15 protein-coding genes are annotated in these 15110 nt (G+C 68.7%); 6 read left to right on the forward strand and 9 right to left on the reverse strand.

What is annotated here, in order from left to right; genetic code table 11:
• Positions 1-2 precede the first annotated feature (2 nt).
• The 4 genes from AC5Y4T_RS16260 to AC5Y4T_RS16275 all read right to left on the reverse strand — a co-directional run bounded on the left by AC5Y4T_RS16260 (position 3) and on the right by AC5Y4T_RS16275 (position 4019).
• Complete coding sequence (locus AC5Y4T_RS16260) at positions 3-1646, reverse strand: ABC transporter permease (RefSeq protein WP_499921525.1); 1644 nt, start codon at positions 1644-1646, stop codon at positions 3-5.
• Positions 1643-2596 (reverse strand): ABC transporter ATP-binding protein, encoded by a 954-nt coding sequence (locus AC5Y4T_RS16265; RefSeq protein WP_499921523.1) that lies wholly within the window; start codon positions 2594-2596, stop codon positions 1643-1645. Before AC5Y4T_RS16265 ends, AC5Y4T_RS16260 begins: the two co-directional genes overlap by 4 nt.
• Positions 2586-3224 carry a TetR/AcrR family transcriptional regulator gene (locus AC5Y4T_RS16270; protein ID WP_499921522.1) on the reverse strand — a complete coding sequence of 213 codons (639 nt, stop codon included), beginning with the start codon at positions 3222-3224 and terminating at the stop codon, positions 2586-2588. The genes AC5Y4T_RS16265 and AC5Y4T_RS16270 overlap by 11 nt, the downstream gene beginning before the upstream one ends.
• A gap of 126 nt (positions 3225-3350) precedes the next feature.
• Entirely contained in the window at positions 3351-4019 is a 669-nt protein-coding gene (locus AC5Y4T_RS16275; RefSeq protein ID WP_499921521.1) for an O-methyltransferase, read from the reverse strand.
• 201 nt (positions 4020-4220) lie between these two features.
• On the opposite strand from AC5Y4T_RS16275, the gene sigE reads away from it, so the two are divergent.
• The 4 genes from sigE (at position 4221) to tatB (ending at position 7575) form a co-directional block, all read left to right on the forward strand.
• Positions 4221-4976 (forward strand): RNA polymerase sigma factor SigE, encoded by a 756-nt coding sequence (gene sigE / locus AC5Y4T_RS16280; protein WP_499921519.1) that lies wholly within the window; start codon positions 4221-4223, stop codon positions 4974-4976.
• 129 nt (positions 4977-5105) lie between these two features.
• The gene (rseA, locus tag AC5Y4T_RS16285; protein WP_499921517.1) at positions 5106-5501 is read left to right on the forward strand and encodes an anti-sigma E factor RseA; all 396 of its coding nucleotides are present in this window, start codon (positions 5106-5108) and stop codon (positions 5499-5501) included.
• 143 nt (positions 5502-5644) lie between these two features.
• Positions 5645-7159 carry a serine protease HtrA gene (gene htrA, locus AC5Y4T_RS16290; protein WP_499921515.1) on the forward strand — a complete coding sequence of 505 codons (1515 nt, stop codon included), beginning with the start codon at positions 5645-5647 and terminating at the stop codon, positions 7157-7159.
• Complete coding sequence (gene tatB, locus AC5Y4T_RS16295) at positions 7159-7575, forward strand: Sec-independent protein translocase protein TatB (protein ID WP_499921513.1); 417 nt, start codon at positions 7159-7161, stop codon at positions 7573-7575. The genes htrA and tatB overlap by 1 nt, the downstream gene beginning before the upstream one ends.
• A gap of 33 nt (positions 7576-7608) precedes the next feature.
• Here tatB and AC5Y4T_RS16300 read toward each other — a convergent pair whose 3' ends face one another.
• The 5 genes from AC5Y4T_RS16300 to AC5Y4T_RS16320 form a co-directional block, all read right to left on the reverse strand.
• Entirely contained in the window at positions 7609-8766 is a 1158-nt protein-coding gene (locus tag AC5Y4T_RS16300; protein ID WP_499921512.1) for an Mrp/NBP35 family ATP-binding protein, read from the reverse strand.
• A gap of 62 nt (positions 8767-8828) precedes the next feature.
• The gene (locus tag AC5Y4T_RS16305) at positions 8829-10235 is read right to left on the reverse strand and encodes a lytic transglycosylase domain-containing protein (protein WP_499921510.1); all 1407 of its coding nucleotides are present in this window, start codon (positions 10233-10235) and stop codon (positions 8829-8831) included.
• 107 nt (positions 10236-10342) lie between these two features.
• The gene (locus AC5Y4T_RS16310; protein WP_499921509.1) at positions 10343-10885 is read right to left on the reverse strand and encodes a DUF1003 domain-containing protein; all 543 of its coding nucleotides are present in this window, start codon (positions 10883-10885) and stop codon (positions 10343-10345) included.
• Positions 10882-12189 carry a magnesium transporter MgtE N-terminal domain-containing protein gene (locus AC5Y4T_RS16315; protein WP_499921507.1) on the reverse strand — a complete coding sequence of 436 codons (1308 nt, stop codon included), beginning with the start codon at positions 12187-12189 and terminating at the stop codon, positions 10882-10884. The genes AC5Y4T_RS16310 and AC5Y4T_RS16315 overlap by 4 nt, the downstream gene beginning before the upstream one ends.
• A gap of 71 nt (positions 12190-12260) precedes the next feature.
• Entirely contained in the window at positions 12261-12887 is a 627-nt protein-coding gene (locus AC5Y4T_RS16320) for a DUF4190 domain-containing protein (protein WP_499921505.1), read from the reverse strand.
• Between the two features lie 224 nt (positions 12888-13111).
• Between AC5Y4T_RS16320 and AC5Y4T_RS16325 the strand changes: the two genes are divergently transcribed.
• The gene (locus tag AC5Y4T_RS16325) at positions 13112-13636 is read left to right on the forward strand and encodes a YflT domain-containing protein (RefSeq protein WP_499921504.1); all 525 of its coding nucleotides are present in this window, start codon (positions 13112-13114) and stop codon (positions 13634-13636) included.
• Between the two features lie 24 nt (positions 13637-13660).
• A complete protein-coding gene (locus tag AC5Y4T_RS16330) occupies positions 13661-15073 on the forward strand; it encodes an extracellular solute-binding protein (protein ID WP_499921502.1) in 1413 nt (470 codons plus the stop codon).
• Positions 15074-15110 lie beyond the last annotated feature (37 nt).

The following is a 15110-nucleotide window of genomic DNA, read 5'->3' on the forward strand; positions in this document are numbered from 1 at the left end:
TCCTAGTTGCGTAGATCGCGGCGTCGAAAAGCCATGGCCCCCAGCGTCATCAGCCCTATGTCGATGGCCGACAGCCAGAGCAGGGGTACGACGGTGAAATCGGCGCCGATCCGCGGTATGTGCGCGAAGGGCTCCGCGTCGAGCAACCACTGGGAGAACCCGGCCAACGACCCGATCAGGTATAGGGAGATGAAGACGATCAGGACACCCCAGGCCACCGGCGTCAGGCGTGGCGCAATGCCGAACACGCAGACGGTGACGGCCGACAAGAGCCACACCGCGGGCAGCTGGACGGCCGCGCTTGCAACGACGGTGGGCAGTTCGGCGCCGACGTCGCCGACCGCGACGCCATAGACGACACCGGCGGTGATTCCGCTGGCCAGTATCGCGACCGCGGAGCCAGCTAGGGCAATCACCAGATGGCTTGCCAGCCAACGGGTTCGCGACACCGCGCCGGCCAGCACCGTTTCGGCCCGCAGGCTCGACTCCTCCTGGTGAAGTCGCAGGGTGAGCGAGACGGCGAACGCGGCGGCCACCATGCCCATCATCGCGAACGCCACGGCAATGAACGCCTCCTCGAGAGCACTGGTGCCGCCCATCCGTGCGACGATGTCGCGCGCCCCGCCACTGTCACCCAGCTCGTCGCCGATCCCGTGCACCACGCTGCCGATCAGCAGGCCGTACAGGCACAGTCCCACTGTCCACAGCAGCAGCGCGGCGCGGTCGAGCCGCCACGCCAGCCCGAAGGCGTCGCCCAGCGCGGGCGCCGCGGTGGCGGGGCCGGGGCGTTCCGCGACAAGCCCGGCGCCGACGTCGCGGCCGGCCAACAGCCGATACGCCAGGGCGGTCAGCGCGGCCGTCGTCACCAGGTGCAGCAGCAGCACCCACCAGCGATCGCCGGCATACGGTTTGACCTGAAGCGACCAACCGAGGGGAGACAGCCACGACAGCGTGCCGGCACCGGCGTCACCAACGGCACGCAGGGTGAACGCGGCGCCCAGCACGCAGAAGGCCGCCCCGCGGGCGAACCGGGCGCTCGGCGACAGCTGGGCGGCCACCGCGGCGACGGCGGTGAACACCAGGCCGGTGCAGGCCAGCGCGGCCCCGAATGCCAGCGAGCCGGCGGCCGGGACGTCGGTGCTCAGCAGGCCGACAGCACCGATCGCGCCGGTCGCAATCGAGGCTCCGAACGACAGCAGCAGCGCCGCGCTCAGGGCGGCGAAGCGGCCGATAGCGGTCGAATCCACCAGCTCCGTCCGCCCGTTCTCCTCGTCGGCGCGGGTGTGCCGGATCACTGTCAGGATGACGGCCACCGCGATCAGCGTGTGAAACATCCCGGCTTTCCAAATACCCACGGCGCCAAGGCTGTCGTTGTAGACCTGGCCGTAGAGGGCGCGCTGGGCCGGGCTGGCCATGATGGAGGCCTGGAACCCGGCGCGGGCGGAAGTGGTGGGGTAGATTTTCGCGATGCTGCCGACGTACACCGTCGCCAACGGCACCGACAGCAGCAACACCCATAGCGGCATCGAGATCCGGTCACGCCGCAGATAGAGCCGCAACATGGCGAGCGTGCCGGAAAAACTCGAACTCTTCTGCGGCACAGGCGATGCCGACGCGAATGGCCGGTCCAGCGTAGTGGTGCTCATGACAGCGACACCTTGGCCTCGTCGCGGCCGTGCCGACCGTCGCCGTCCGATGTGTCGTAGTGGCGAAGGAAAAGCTCTTCGAGGGTCGGCGGCTGGCTGACCAGGCTGCGCACCCCGGCATCGCCGAGCACGCGGATAAGCTCGCCCAGGCTTTCGCTGTCGACCTGGGCGCGCAGCGTGTTGCCCTCGACGCTGATGTCCTCGACACCCTTGATCCGGCTGAGATCGCCTGGATCGCCGGTCATTTCGGCCTTGATGGAGGTGCGGCTCAGGTGCCGCATGGAGCTCAGCGAACCGCTTTCGATGGTCTTGCCGGCGCGGATGATCGTCACCCGTTCGCACAACGCTTCCGTTTCGGCCAGGATGTGGCTGGACAACAACACCGTCGCACCCCGGTCGCGGGCCTGCGCCACGCACTGCTGAAACACGTTCTCCATCAAGGGGTCCAGCCCACTGCTGGGTTCATCCAGGAGCAGGAGCCTGGCCTGGGACGAGAACGCCGAGATCAGCGAGACCTTCTGGCGGTTGCCCTTGGAGTAGGTGCGGACTTTCTTGTGCGGGTCCAGGTCGAAGCGTTCGATCAGCTCGGCGCGCCGTTTCTTGTCGATGCCGCCCCGCATGCGCGCCAGCAGGTCGATGGTTTCGCCGCCGGTCAACGACGGCCATAGCGTCACATCGCCTGGTACGTAGGCGATGTGACGGTGTAGGGCGACGGCCTGGGTCCATGGGTCGCCGCCGAACAGCCGCACGCTGCCGCCGTCGGCCTTCGCCAAGCCGAGCAGGATGCGAATGGTCGTCGACTTCCCGGCGCCGTTGGGGCCGAGGAACCCGTGTACTTCGCCTTCCTGCACCGTGAGGTCCAGGCCGTCCAGCGCCCGCACCGCACCGAAACTCTTGGTGAGACCGTGGATCTCGATGGGCGCAGTACGAATGGATGTGTCACTTGGCATCGGATTCTCCTTGATCTTCAGCGGCCAGGAATGCGTCGTACATGGTCCGGTCGGCCAGCAGTCCCTCGGTGTAGACCTCGAGTGCGGGCAATATCATGTCGCGTGAGTAATCGCGCAGTACTGCGCGCAGATCCGTTGGCGTTTCATGCATTTGGATGTAGAGAAGAAAGCCGCCGCCGCCCGTGATGGCCAGGTACCTGGCCCGCGCTTTCGGGTCGCGGCTGGGCTTGATCGTCCCGGCGCGCACGCCCTCTTCCATGTATTCCTCGGCGTTGTCGATCATCCTGCGCCACAGCATGTTCGCCAGTTCTCCACCGGTCTGCATGCTGCGCACCAGATACGCCATCAGTGGCGCGAACTCCTCGATCTCGGCCATCTGGGCGAACCAGGTGGCCGGGTCGTTGGATTGCAGCGCCTCGGACTTGGTGCCGCGGATGGTCTCGGCGATGTAGTCCTCGCAGGCCTTGCGCAGGCCGTCCTTGGAGCCGAAGTGGTGGATCACCAGCGCGGCACTCACGCCGGCAGCTTCGGCGATGGCGCGAAGCCCGACGCCGAACCCGTGCTCGCCGAATTGCTCGATGGCCGCATCGCGGATCCGGGCGGCTGCCGTCAAGTCGGCTGAACGCATGTTCAGGACATTAAACGCACGTTCAGTCGTCGGTCAAGGAAGACACGCGTCAAGATTTCGTAAAGGCGTGGCGGGCACCCCAAAAAGGGTGGTCAGCGGCAAATAGGGCGGTCCGAGTCGGCCGGATCAGTCGCGGACGGCGGCCAGGATGCCGTCGCCGAGCGGCACCAGCGCCGGGGTGAGGCGCTCGTCCTCGGCGATCAGCCGCGCCGCCTCCCGCACCGCGACCACCTCGGCGTCGCGGGCGGCCGGGTCACCCGCACGGCCGCCCAGCGCGGCGCGGTGCACCACGATCACGCCGCCTGGGCGCAGCAGCCGCACGCCCTCGACGACGTAGTCAGGCTGATCGATCGGGTCGGCGTCGATGAACACCAGGTCGTAGGACTCGTCGGCGAGCCGGGTGAGCACCTCCTGCGCGCGGCCACCGATCAGCCGGGTGCGCGATTGACCGACGCCGGCTTCGGTGAACGCCTGCTTGGCCAGCCGCAGGTATTCGGGCTCGATGTCGATCGTCGTCAAGACGCCGTCGTCGCTCATGCCGGACAACAGCCACAGCCCGCTGACGCCGGCACCGGTGCCCACCTCCGCGACGGCCTTGCCGCCACTCAGCTTGGTGAGCAGGCTCAGCAGCGCGCCGACCGCCGGTGTCACCGCGCCGGCGCCGATGTCCTCGGCCCGCTCCCGCGCGGCCGCCAACAGCGCGTCTTCCGATATCGAGCTTTCGGCGTGCGCGAAGAGCGATTCGGCCCGGCTGGGCGCTGCCTGGCCGGGGGCTTCTGCGTCGGTGCCGTCCATGCGGGCAGCGTATTCCACTTCGGCGCGCAGTCCGACAGGCGCGCCTGAATCAGATCGGGGTGACACGCCCAACTGTCCAACTGCGTTTAAGGTCACTGCGCGATGGATATCTCCTGCACAGCGCAGGTAACGATACGGTTTCTCAGGGTCAGCTCAGATTGTTCATATACCGCACATACTCCGGTACGCGACGGTAGCCCTATGGATCGCGGAGGGCGTTGGACCGGGAATACCGAATGGGAACTACCTGTTGCCGCCAGTGACGAAGTGCCATTGTTCGGCACGCCGGATTCGGAGGATTTGATCATCACCACGCTTCTCAGCCCGTCCAGCATGTCTCATGCGCAGGAGCTCCCCGCCGACGAGTGGGTGGAGCCGTCCGACGTGCTGCAAGGGACTGCGGTGTTCGACGCGACTGGCGACAAGGCGGCCATGCCGTCCTGGGACGAGTTGGTGCGCCAGCACGCCGACCGGGTGTACCGGCTGGCCTACCGGCTTTCCGGCAATCAGCACGACGCCGAGGACCTCACCCAGGAGACCTTCATCCGGGTCTTCCGGTCGGTGCAGAACTACCAGCCGGGAACGTTCGAAGGGTGGTTGCACCGCATCACCACGAACCTGTTCCTCGACATGGTGCGCCGGCGCTCGCGCATCCGGATGGAGGCGCTGCCCGAGGATTACGAGCGGGTGCCCGCCGACGAACCGAACCCCGAGCAGATCTACCACGATTCCCGGCTGGGCCCCGACCTGCAGGCCGCGCTCGATTCGCTGCCGCCGGAATTTCGTGCCGCCGTCGTGCTGTGTGACATCGAGGGTCTGTCCTACGAGGAGATCGGTGCCACGCTGGGCGTCAAACTGGGCACGGTCCGCAGCCGCATTCACCGCGGCCGCCAGGCGCTGCGGGACTACCTGGCCGCGCATCCCGATCACGACGCCGTGCGCGCCAAGTCGGCGTAATCGCCGACCGCCCGCCTAACGGTCGGGCAGCTATTCAGCGGCTTTGCGGTCTTGGCCTCGGCATCGCGCGCCCTCTCGCGTTACATTCGAATAAGGCGGCGTTAAGAAATGAATGGCGAGGAGTTGGTGATGCCCGATCGTGGACATGTGTTCCGTCGCGCGTTTTCCTGGCTCCCCGCTCAGTTCGCCTCCCAGAGCGACGCGCCCATCGGGGCACCGCGCCAGTTCGGATCCACCGAGCACCTGTCCGTCGAAGCGATCGCGGCGTTCGTCGACGGCGAGCTCCGGATGAACGCGCACCTGCGGGCCGCGCATCATCTGTCGTTGTGCGCCCAGTGTGCGCGCGAGGTCGAGGACCAGAGCCGGGCGCGCGCTGCGCTGCGCGATTCGTGCCCCATCCGCATCCCCAGCACGCTGCTCGGCATGCTCGCCGACATTCCCTATGAGTCGCCCGACGACTCCTCCGCGCAGGCAACCGACCGCTTCGCCGACCGTGACGGACGTGAGCGGCGCAAGCGCCGGTAGCGTCCAGCCCACCCCACACGCGGTTCATGCCGACCGGCGGCGCGCCGTGGATACTAGGGTGGACACGGACAACGCCGGTGCCGCGGGTTTCGCTTGGCAAAGGCCTGTCTCGAGCGCTCAAGTAGAGGATCCAAAGGGATAACGTGACCTCCGACCAAGGCTACGACCAAGCAAAAGACAGCGGTAGCCGCTTGGCGCCGCGCCCCATCTCGCGTCCGCCGGTCGACCCCGCATCGAGCCGGGAGTTCGGTCGTCCCGCCGGCCTACGCGGGTCGTTCGTGGCCGAACGGGTCCGTCCGCAGAAGTACCGTGACCAGGCCGAATTCCGGCCGAGCGACCGACCGGCCGACCCTGTCCTGCAGGAGGCGTTCCACCGTCCGGACGGCAGCCCCGACTCGCTGCAGCGCCATCCGGTGGACGCCAACGCGTTGGCCGCCGAGAAAGACGGTGCCGAGCCCGAAGAACTCGACGATCCCTGGCGAGACCCGGGGGCCGCGGCGGCGTTGGGCACCCCGGCGGTCGCGCCCTCGCGGTCCGGGACCGCGCTGGGCTACGGCGGCAAACTTGGTGTGCGCGACGTGTTGTTCGGCGGCAAGGTGTCCTACCTCGCGCTGTTGGTCTTGCTGCTGATCGCGTTGGTCATCGGCATGCTCGGCGGCGTGATCGGTCGCAAGACGGCCGAGGTCGCCGAGGCGTTCACCACCTCCAAGGTGACGTTGTCGACGAACGGCAACGGAGAAGGCCCGGCCGGACGCTTCGCCAAGGTGGCCGCCGCGACGGCGGGCTCCGTGGTGACCATCGAATCCAAGAGCGACCAGGAGGGCATGCAGGGCTCCGGCGTGGTCATCGACGGCCGCGGCTACATCGTCACCAACAACCACGTCATCTCCGAGGCGGCGAACAACCCGAGCCAGTTCAAGACGACGGTGGTGTTCAACGACGGCAAAGAGGTGCCGGCGAACCTGGTCGGCCGCGACCCCAAGACCGACCTGGCCGTGCTCAAGGTCGACAACGTCGACAATCTGTCGGTGGCGCGCCTCGGCGATTCCGACAAGGTGCGGGTGGGTGACGAGGTCCTGGCCGCGGGTGCGCCGCTGGGCCTGCGCAGCACCGTGACGCACGGCATCATCAGCGCGCTGCACCGACCGGTGCCGCTGTCGGGGGAGGGCTCGGACACCGACACGGTGATCGACGCGCTGCAGACCGACGCGTCGATCAACCATGGCAACTCCGGCGGTCCGTTGATCGACATGGATTCGCAGGTGATCGGCATCGATACCGCGGGTAAGTCGTTGTCCGACAGCGCAAGTGGGCTGGGATTCGCGATCCCGATCAACGAGGCCAAGCAGGTCGCCGAGACGCTGATCAAGGATGGCAAGATCGTGCACCCCACGCTGGGGGTCAGCACCCGGTCGGTGAGCAACGCGATCGCCTCCGGCGCCCAGGTGGCGAACGTGAAGGCCGGCAGCCCCGCGCAAAAGGGCGGAATCCTGGAGAACGACGTCGTCGTCAAGGTCGGTAACCGCAAGGTGGCCGACGCCGACGAGTTCGTCGTCGCCGTGCGGCAGTTGACCATCGGCCAGGATTCCCCGATCGAGGTCGTCCGCGACGGCCGGCACGTCACGCTGACCGTCAAACCAGACCCTGACGGCAGCTGATGTTCGGCAGCCTGAGCTGGGAGCACATGCTCGTCCTCGTCGTGGTCGGGCTGGTGGTCCTTGGGCCGGAGCGGCTGCCGGGCGCCATCCGGTGGACGTCGAACGCCTTGCGTCAGGCGCGTGACTACCTCAGCGGCGTGACCAATCAGCTGCGCGAGGACCTCGGCCCGGAGTTCGACGAGCTGCGCGTTCCGCTCAGCGAACTGCAGAAGCTACGAGGCATGACGCCGCGTGCGGCGCTGACCAAGCATCTGCTCGACGGCGACGACTCCTTCCTGACCGGCAGCTTCGACAAACCGGTCAACGGCGCGCCGCCGCACATCGCGCCGTCGGACTCCGCCGCGGCGAACGGCCAGGCGATGGCGGCCGAACAGCGGCCCAGCGGTCACACGCCATTCGACGCCGACGCGACCTGAGCGCCACCGCGCGCCGCGGGCGTCGTCAGAGCCTCAGCGCCGCGTCGGGTCGAGCCCCAGCGATACGCCGGCGAGCCCGCGCTTGCGCGACGACAAGCTGTCGGCCACTCCGCGCAGCGCCTTGCCGACCGGCGAATCGGGTGCGCTGAGCACCAGCGGCGTGCCGGAATCGCCCGCGGCCACCAGCTCGGGATCCAGCGGGATCTGCCCCAGCAGCGGCACGTCGGCGCCGACCGCCCGGGAGAGCCGCTCGGCCACCTGCCGGCCTCCGCCCTCACCGAACACCTGCAGCGTGGAGCCGTCGGGCAGGGTGAGCCCGGACATGTTCTCCACGACGCCGACGACGCGCTGCCGGGTCTGCAGCGCGATGCTGCCGGCCCGCTCGGCCACCTCGGCGGCGGCCAGCTGCGGCGTCGTCACCACCAGGATCTCGGCGTTCGGGATCAGCTGCGCCACCGAGATGGCGATGTCCCCGGTCCCCGGCGGCAGGTCGAGCAGCAGCACGTCGAGATCGCCCCAGTAGACGTCGGCCAGGAACTGCTGCAGCGCGCGGTGCAGCATCGGCCCGCGCCACACCACCGGGGTGTTGCCCTCGGTGAACTGAGCGATGGAGATGACCCGCACCTCGTGCGCGATGGGCGGCAGGATCATCGACTCGACCTGGGTGGGCCGGTCGGTGGTGCCCATCATCCGGGGGATGGAGTGGCCGTGGATATCGGCGTCCAGCACCCCGACCGACAGGCCGCGGGCCGCCATCGCCGCCGCCAGATTGACCGTGACGGTGGACTTGCCGACCCCGCCCTTCCCGGACGCGACGGCGTAGACCCGGGTCAGCGAATTCGGTTGGGCGAACGGGATAACCGGCTCGCGGGCATCGCCGCGCAACTGCTTGCGCAACTCGGTGCGCTGCTCGTCGTTCATCACGTCCAGGGTGACTTTGACCGCGCCGGTGCCCGGGACGTCGGCGACCGCCTGGCTGACGCGGTCGCTGATCTCGGTCTTCTTCGGACAGCTGGCGGTGGTCAGGTAGATCGCGACATGCACCGCGCCGTCTGGCTCGGTGTCGATGCTCTTGACCATGCCGAGTTCGGTGATCGGACGCCGCAGTTCGGGGTCGATCACCTTGCCCAGGGCGGTGCGGATCGCCGCGCTCAGGTCGGCTGCTGAATCGGAAGAGTCATGGCGGGACATCACCGCCGAGTGTAGGCGTGCGCGACGATCCGGTTTCGCGGCGACCCTTCGCCACGGGCTGGTTAGCTGGCCGAAACCGGTCCCGGGTGCTTCGGCTTGAGGACGCCGGGCGCCGCGCCCGACGGGCCGGCGGACTTGGGCGCCTGCGCCGCCTGGGAGGGCGCGGCGGCTGGGGGCGTTGACGCCGCGACCGGGGGCGCCGGCGGTGGGCCGGCATCCGGGGGTGGTGCGCCGAACGGCGGCGGCGCCGGGGGCGCGATCGGCGGCGGCGCAGGGGGCGGGGCGCCGAACGGCGCCGGCGCCGCTGGTGGCGGGGCACCGAATGGCTGTGGAGGTGCGAACGGCTGCGCCGGACCCGTGGGTGGCGTGCCCTGCGAACCGATGCAGATCACCGTGCAACCGGGAACCCGGGCGGGCGCCTGCGCAGGCGCGGGCGTCATCCACGGGAACGTCGGCTGGGAACCGGGGAGCCCCGGGCTGCTCAAGTCGATCAGCGGAATGCGGGCCAGCGGGTCGTCGAGCGGCAGGCCGTTGATGTTCATCGGCAGGTTGGGGCCGAGCCCTTCGGCGTGCTCGAGGTGCGCGTCGCCCAGCGGCGGCGGCGGCCCGGTCATCGGCGGCAGGTCGACGGGCACGACGCCGGTGGCGTAGGCCGCCGCCCAGCCCAATACGTTCTGCGCGTAGGGCATCGAGTTGTTGTAGCGCAGGATCGCGGTCAGCACTTGCGACTGCTCACGCAGGTTGAGTCCGCCGCTGCACAAGTATCGGGCGGCCGCCAGGGTGGAGTCGAAGATGTTCTGTGGATCCGCCACGCCGTCGCCCTTGCCGTCGGAGGCGTAGCGCGCCCACGTCCCCGGCAGGAACTGCATCGGCCCCATCGCGCGGGCGTAGGTGACGCGGTTGCCCGCGCTGCTCTGGATGATGGTCTCGTTGCCGGGCAGCGAACCGTCCAGGGACGGACCGTAAATCGGGGTGATCGCGGTGCCGCGTGAGTCGACCGCACCGCCGCCCGCGTGGCCCGACTCGATGCGCCCGATTCCGGCCAACAGGTTCCAGCTGACGCCGCAGCCCGGCGCGGCGACGGCCATCTTCTGTTCCGCATTGCGGTAGGCGGCGAGCGCGATGCTCGGAATGCCCAGTGCGCCACGCGCATTCACGATCATCGCCGGCGGCGGAGCGGACAACGCGGGCCCGGCGACGTGAAAGGCGGTGGGGCCCCGGTCCATCGCGACGACGGCGGGCCCGGTGAGATCGGGGAAGGTCGGGGAGACCGCGGCCACCGGGGTGACGGCGGCATGCCGCGGCGGCATTCGCACCGGAAGGGAGGGAGCCGCTGCGCTGACCGCCCCCGCGAAGACCAATGGAGCAATCATTGCCACGCCGAAAATCGGCTTGCGCGTGTTCCGAAGTGCTCGCTGCCGCAGAGACGCGGCGGCGGGGCTTTCACCCCGGCTTCCCCCTATGCGCACTCGACCGTCCTAGATGTGTGAGCTGGGTCAACTTTCTGTTAGCTCGGTGAACCAGATCACCATACATAACTCTTGTGACACGAGTGGCGCAATGGTCGAAATGGTTCTCACCTGGATTTCTTAGTCGTTCGCTCGAGGGCGTCGCCGTCCGAAATCGTGTCGCCAGCTGCGCTTTCCGGCTGCAATCCAGCCAACATCTCGCGCAAATCCTCGAGCTCGTGGCGCAGGTATTCACGCGTCACCACCTCGCCGACTGCCAGTCGCACGGCGGCTAGTTCGCGGGCCAAGTACTCGGTGTCGGCCTTGGTTTGCGCGGCCCGGCGGCGATCGTCTTCCAGTGCGACGCGGTCCCTGTTCTCCTGGCGGTTCTGGGCCAGCAGGATCAGGGGCGCCGCGTAGGCGGCCTGCGTGGAGAAGGCCAGGTTCAGCAAGATGAACGGATACGGGTCCCAGCGCAGTCCCACGGCGAACAGGTTCAGCGCGATCCACACGAAGACCACGACCGTCTGTAGCAGTAGGTAGCGGCCGGTGCCGAAGAAGCGTGCGATCGACTCGGTGAACTGCCCGACGGTATCGGGATCCAGCCGCGGCGAGTACCTGCGCGACGTCCGGGGCGTGTACAGCCCCCGTGGTGTCGTGGACTTGCTCACGCGGGTCCTCCCAGTCCTTCGAGCCGGCCGGCGGTGTCGAGTTCCTGCATATCCACCCGCCAATCGTGCGGCAGCAGGTGATCGAGCAGGTCGTCGACGGTGACCGCTCCCAACAGATGGTTCTGGTCGTCGACGACGGGTCCGCACACCAGGTTGTACGCGGCGAGGTAGCGGGTCACCGAGACGAGCGGCGTCTCCGGCGTCAAGGTGAGCAGGTCGCTGTCGACGATCCCACCGACCAATTCGCCGGGTGCCTCCCGCAGCAGTCGCTGCAGCGTCACACAACCCAGGTAGCGCCCGGTGGGCGTCGCCGTGGGCGGCCGCACCACGAACACCATGGACGACAGCGCGATGCTGAGATCCGGATCGCGGACGCGGGCCAGCGCCTCGGCGACGGCCGTGTCCGCCGTCAGCACCACCGGGTCCGAGGTCATCAATCCGCCCGCGGTATCGGGCGAGTGGGTGAGCAGGCGGCGCACCGAGGCCGAATCCCCGGGATCCATGCGGGTCAGCAGCATTTCCGCATCGGTCGGATTCAGCACGCCGAGCAGGTCGGCGGCGTCGTCGGGGTCCATCTCCTCGAGCACGTCGGCGGATCGCTCGGTGCCCAGCTGCGAGAGCACCTCGGCCTGGTCCAGCTCGGGCAGTTCCTGCAGGATGTCGGCCAGCCGGTCGTCGTTGAGCGCCTTGAGCACCTCGTAGCGACGCTTGGCCGGCAGCCCGCGGATGGCGTCGGCCACGTCGACCGGTTTGCGGCCCTCGAACTGGTCCAGCAGTTGCGCCACGCCTTGGCCGGGCAGCGCCAGGGCCGAGGGCGTCAACCCCTGCACGCTGTGCCAGTCGACGACGTGGACGGGGCCCCGCCGTCCCAGCCGGCGCTGGCTGCGCACGGCGACCCGGCTCACCATCCAGTCGCGCGTTCGGATCTGCTCGATGCCCAGGTCGGTGACCACCACGTCCAGGCCGGCCAACTCGGGCAATTCGGGGTCGTTGACCTTGACGACGGTGTCGAGCACCTGGCCGATCGCGAGCACCTCCCCGGGCCGTTGAACGAAATGACGCAACGACACATTGCCGGTGCTCAGCGTCACGGCGTTGGGCTCGATGGAGGCGACGCGCAAAATCGGGATGAAGATGCTGCGCCGCGTCGCGAGGTCGACGACCAGTCCGAGCACCCGCGGTTGCTGGCGAACGATGCTGATGCTGATCACGACATCACGCACTCGGCCGACGGATTCGCCGAGCGGACCCAACACCAACATCCGCGCCAGCCGCGCGACGTACACCCTGCTGACCGATCCCATGGAAGTAAAGCCTAGGCAGCCGTCGGCCCGGTGACAGACAACCCCGCTGCGGCCGAGCTGGGTCTGATGCGCTAACGCGTGTGCATCGCGAAGAGCAAAAACACCAAAGTCACGCCCAGCGTGGCGATTCCGATGACGATGCCGGCAACCGCCAGGCCGAAGCCGTCCTGCCGGGTTCGCTTGATCTGTCTCACGGCGATCGCACCGAGCACGATGGCCACGATCGACCCGACGCAGCACAACAGGCCGGTGAACGAAGAGATGAGAGAGGCGATCGCCAGCGCGTTCGTCCCAGGCTTCTGGGGCGGGACAGATCCATAGCCACCGTGATAATCGGGCGTCGGGTAGTAGCCGCCCTGATAATCCGGCGTCGGGTAGAAGCCGCCCGAATAAGCGGGCGGCCCGTAGGTGGGCGGGCCGCCATAGGGCGGAGGCGGCGGCGGATAGGCCGGTGCGCCATAGCCCGGCGGCTGCTCGTACCCGGGCGGCGGAGCAACGGGCGGCGGGTACGGCGGTGGATAGCCGGATACGTGTTCGGGGTTTGGCGGCGGGTACGGCGGCGCGGATTCGGGCGGCGGCGCGGCGGGCGGATGCCAGGGCGCGGTCGCGTCCGGCTGCTCGCCGGCCGCGCCGCCGGCGGGCGAGTCGGCCTTGTCGTCGTGGCCACCCTCGCCGAAGCCGCGCCCGGGTGCTGTCATGGTGTTCAACCTAGCCCATGCGCAGGTGGCGGTTGCCGCCGCGAATCGCCGACGGGCACACCGACATTTCGGGGCCGGCAGCAGCGAAATCCCGGCTCGTCGCGGCCGGGGCCCGACTTTGCAACGCGGGACGCAGCATGTTTTCGCAGGTGACGAAACGTCGGTGGATAGGGTGGACAGGCTTGAGATGAAACCACGGCCGACGCGGAGGACAATGAGCGGCGATGACTAATCCTTTCCAGCCGGGGCAGGTTCCCGGCGCTACGCCTCCGGGCGCGGCGGGGCGCCGTGGGACGCCGGGACTGCCGACGCCGCCGCGGGGCTGGCCGGTCGGGTCCTATCCCACCTACGCCGAGGCGCAGCGCGCCGTCGACTACCTGTCGGACCAGCAGTTCCCGGTGCAGCAGGTGACCATTGTCGGCGTCGACCTGATGCAGGTGGAGCGGGTCACCGGCAGGCTGACGTGGCCGAAGGTGCTCGGCGGCGGCGTGCTCAGCGGAGCGTGGCTGGGGTTGTTCATCGGCCTCGTGCTGGGCTTCTTCAGCCCGAACCCGTGGGGGGCGCTGGCCACGGGTCTGGTCGCCGGTGTCTTCTTCGGGCTGATCACTTCCGCTGTTCCCTATTCGATGGCCCGCGGCACAAGGGATTTCAGCTCGACCATGCAGTTGGTAGCCGGGCGGTACGACGTGCTCTGTGATCCGCAAAACGCAGAGAAGGCGCGGGACCTGTTGGCGCGCTTGGCGATCTGAGGCGCGCGCGAGAGGTGTGAAGCAGTGGTGAGTCGGCGCGGGCGCGTGCGCCGGACGGGCGCAATCGCGCTCGCGACGGCGATCATCGCCGGGGGGCTGGCGGCGTGCGGTTCCGGGGGCCACGGGCTGGTCATCAGCTTCTACACGACGGCCGCCGACGGTGCGACGTTCACCGCGGTGGCCCAGGACTGTACGAAACAATTCACTGGCCGCTTCGCCATCCAGCAGATCAGCCTGCCCCGGGCCCCCGGCGAGCAGCGTTTGCAGCTGGCCCGCCGGCTGACCGGACACGACCGCACGCTCGACGTGATGTCGCTGGACGTGGTGTGGACGGCCGAGTTCGCCGAGGCCGGTTGGGCGGTGCCGTTGTCCGACGATCCAGCAGGGCGAGCCGAGGCCGACGCGACGGCGGACACGTTGCCGGGGCCTTTGTCGACTGCGCGCTGGCAAGGCAAGCTGTTCGGAGCCCCCGTCACCACCAACACCGAATTGCTCTGGTATCGGCCCGATTTGGTGTCTCAGCCGCCGCGAACCTGGGACGACATGGTGGCCGAGGCCACCAGATTGCACGACGCGGGGCAGCCCAGCTGGATCGGCGTGCAGGCCAACGAGGGCGAAGGTCTTGTCGTCTGGTTCAACTCGCTGTTGGTCAGCGGGGGCGGCCAGGTGCTCTCCGAGGACGGGCGCCGCGTCACGCTCACCGACACGCCGGTGCACCGGGCCGCCACCGTCAACGCGCTGCGCATCCTCAAGTCGGTGGCCGTCGCGCCCGGCGCCGATCCGTCGATCAGCCGGACCGACGAGAGCACCGCGCGGTTGGCGGTCGAGCAAGGTCGGGCCGCGCTCGCCGTCAACTGGCCATACGCGCTGGCGTCCATGCTGGAGAACGCGGTGAAGGGCGGGGTGCCCTTCCTGCCGCTCAACCGGAATCCGGAGCTGGCCGGCAGCCTCAACGCCGCCGGCACGTTCGTGCCCAACGACCAGCAGTTCCGGATTGCCTATCAAGCCAGCCAGCAGGTGTTCGGCTTCGCGCCGTATCCCGGTGTGGCGCCGGGCCGTCCGGCCAAGGTGACCATCGGCGGGGCCAATTTGGCGGTGGCGAGCACCACCCGTCACCGTGCCGAAGCATTCGAAGCCATTCGCTGCCTGCGTAATCTGGCGCACCAGAAGTACGTATCGATCGAAGGCGGCCTGCCGCCGGTGCGCACGTCGCTGTATTCCGATCCGCAATTCCAGAGCAAGTACCCGATGTACACCATCATTCGCCGGCAGCTCACCGATGCCGCGGTGCGCCCGGCGACGCCGGTGTACCAGGGTGTGGCCATCCGGCTCGCCGCGACGCTGAGCCCGATCGCCCAGATCGACCCCGAGCGGACCGCCGACGAGCTCAGCACCCAGGTGCAGAAGGCGATCGACGGAAAAGGATTGCTTCCGTGACGCGCGCTGTCCCCGAAACCGGCGCCGCGCGAACGCC

Source organism: Mycobacterium sp. NGS11, assembly GCF_059813315.1.

Bases quoted from the DNA above. Each gene is read 5' to 3' on its own strand.
- rseA (WP_499921517.1), top strand. From the start codon at position 5,106: ATGCCCGATCGTGGACATGTGTTCCGTCGCGCGTTTTCCTGGCTCCCC.
- AC5Y4T_RS16320 (WP_499921505.1), bottom strand. From the start codon at position 12,887: ATGACAGCACCCGGGCGCGGCTTCGGCGAGGGTGGCCACGACGACAAG.
- AC5Y4T_RS16300 (WP_499921512.1), bottom strand. From the start codon at position 8,766: ATGTCCCGCCATGACTCTTCCGATTCAGCAGCCGACCTGAGCGCGGCG.
- AC5Y4T_RS16325 (WP_499921504.1), top strand. From the start codon at position 13,112: ATGACTAATCCTTTCCAGCCGGGGCAGGTTCCCGGCGCTACGCCTCCG.
- AC5Y4T_RS16275 (WP_499921521.1), bottom strand. From the start codon at position 4,019: ATGGACGGCACCGACGCAGAAGCCCCCGGCCAGGCAGCGCCCAGCCGG.
- AC5Y4T_RS16315 (WP_499921507.1), bottom strand. From the start codon at position 12,189: ATGGGATCGGTCAGCAGGGTGTACGTCGCGCGGCTGGCGCGGATGTTG.
- sigE (WP_499921519.1), top strand. From the start codon at position 4,221: ATGGATCGCGGAGGGCGTTGGACCGGGAATACCGAATGGGAACTACCT.
- AC5Y4T_RS16270 (WP_499921522.1), bottom strand. From the start codon at position 3,224: ATGCGTTCAGCCGACTTGACGGCAGCCGCCCGGATCCGCGATGCGGCC.
- AC5Y4T_RS16260 (WP_499921525.1), bottom strand. From the start codon at position 1,646: ATGAGCACCACTACGCTGGACCGGCCATTCGCGTCGGCATCGCCTGTG.
- AC5Y4T_RS16265 (WP_499921523.1), bottom strand. From the start codon at position 2,596: ATGCCAAGTGACACATCCATTCGTACTGCGCCCATCGAGATCCACGGT.
- tatB (WP_499921513.1), top strand. From the start codon at position 7,159: ATGTTCGGCAGCCTGAGCTGGGAGCACATGCTCGTCCTCGTCGTGGTC.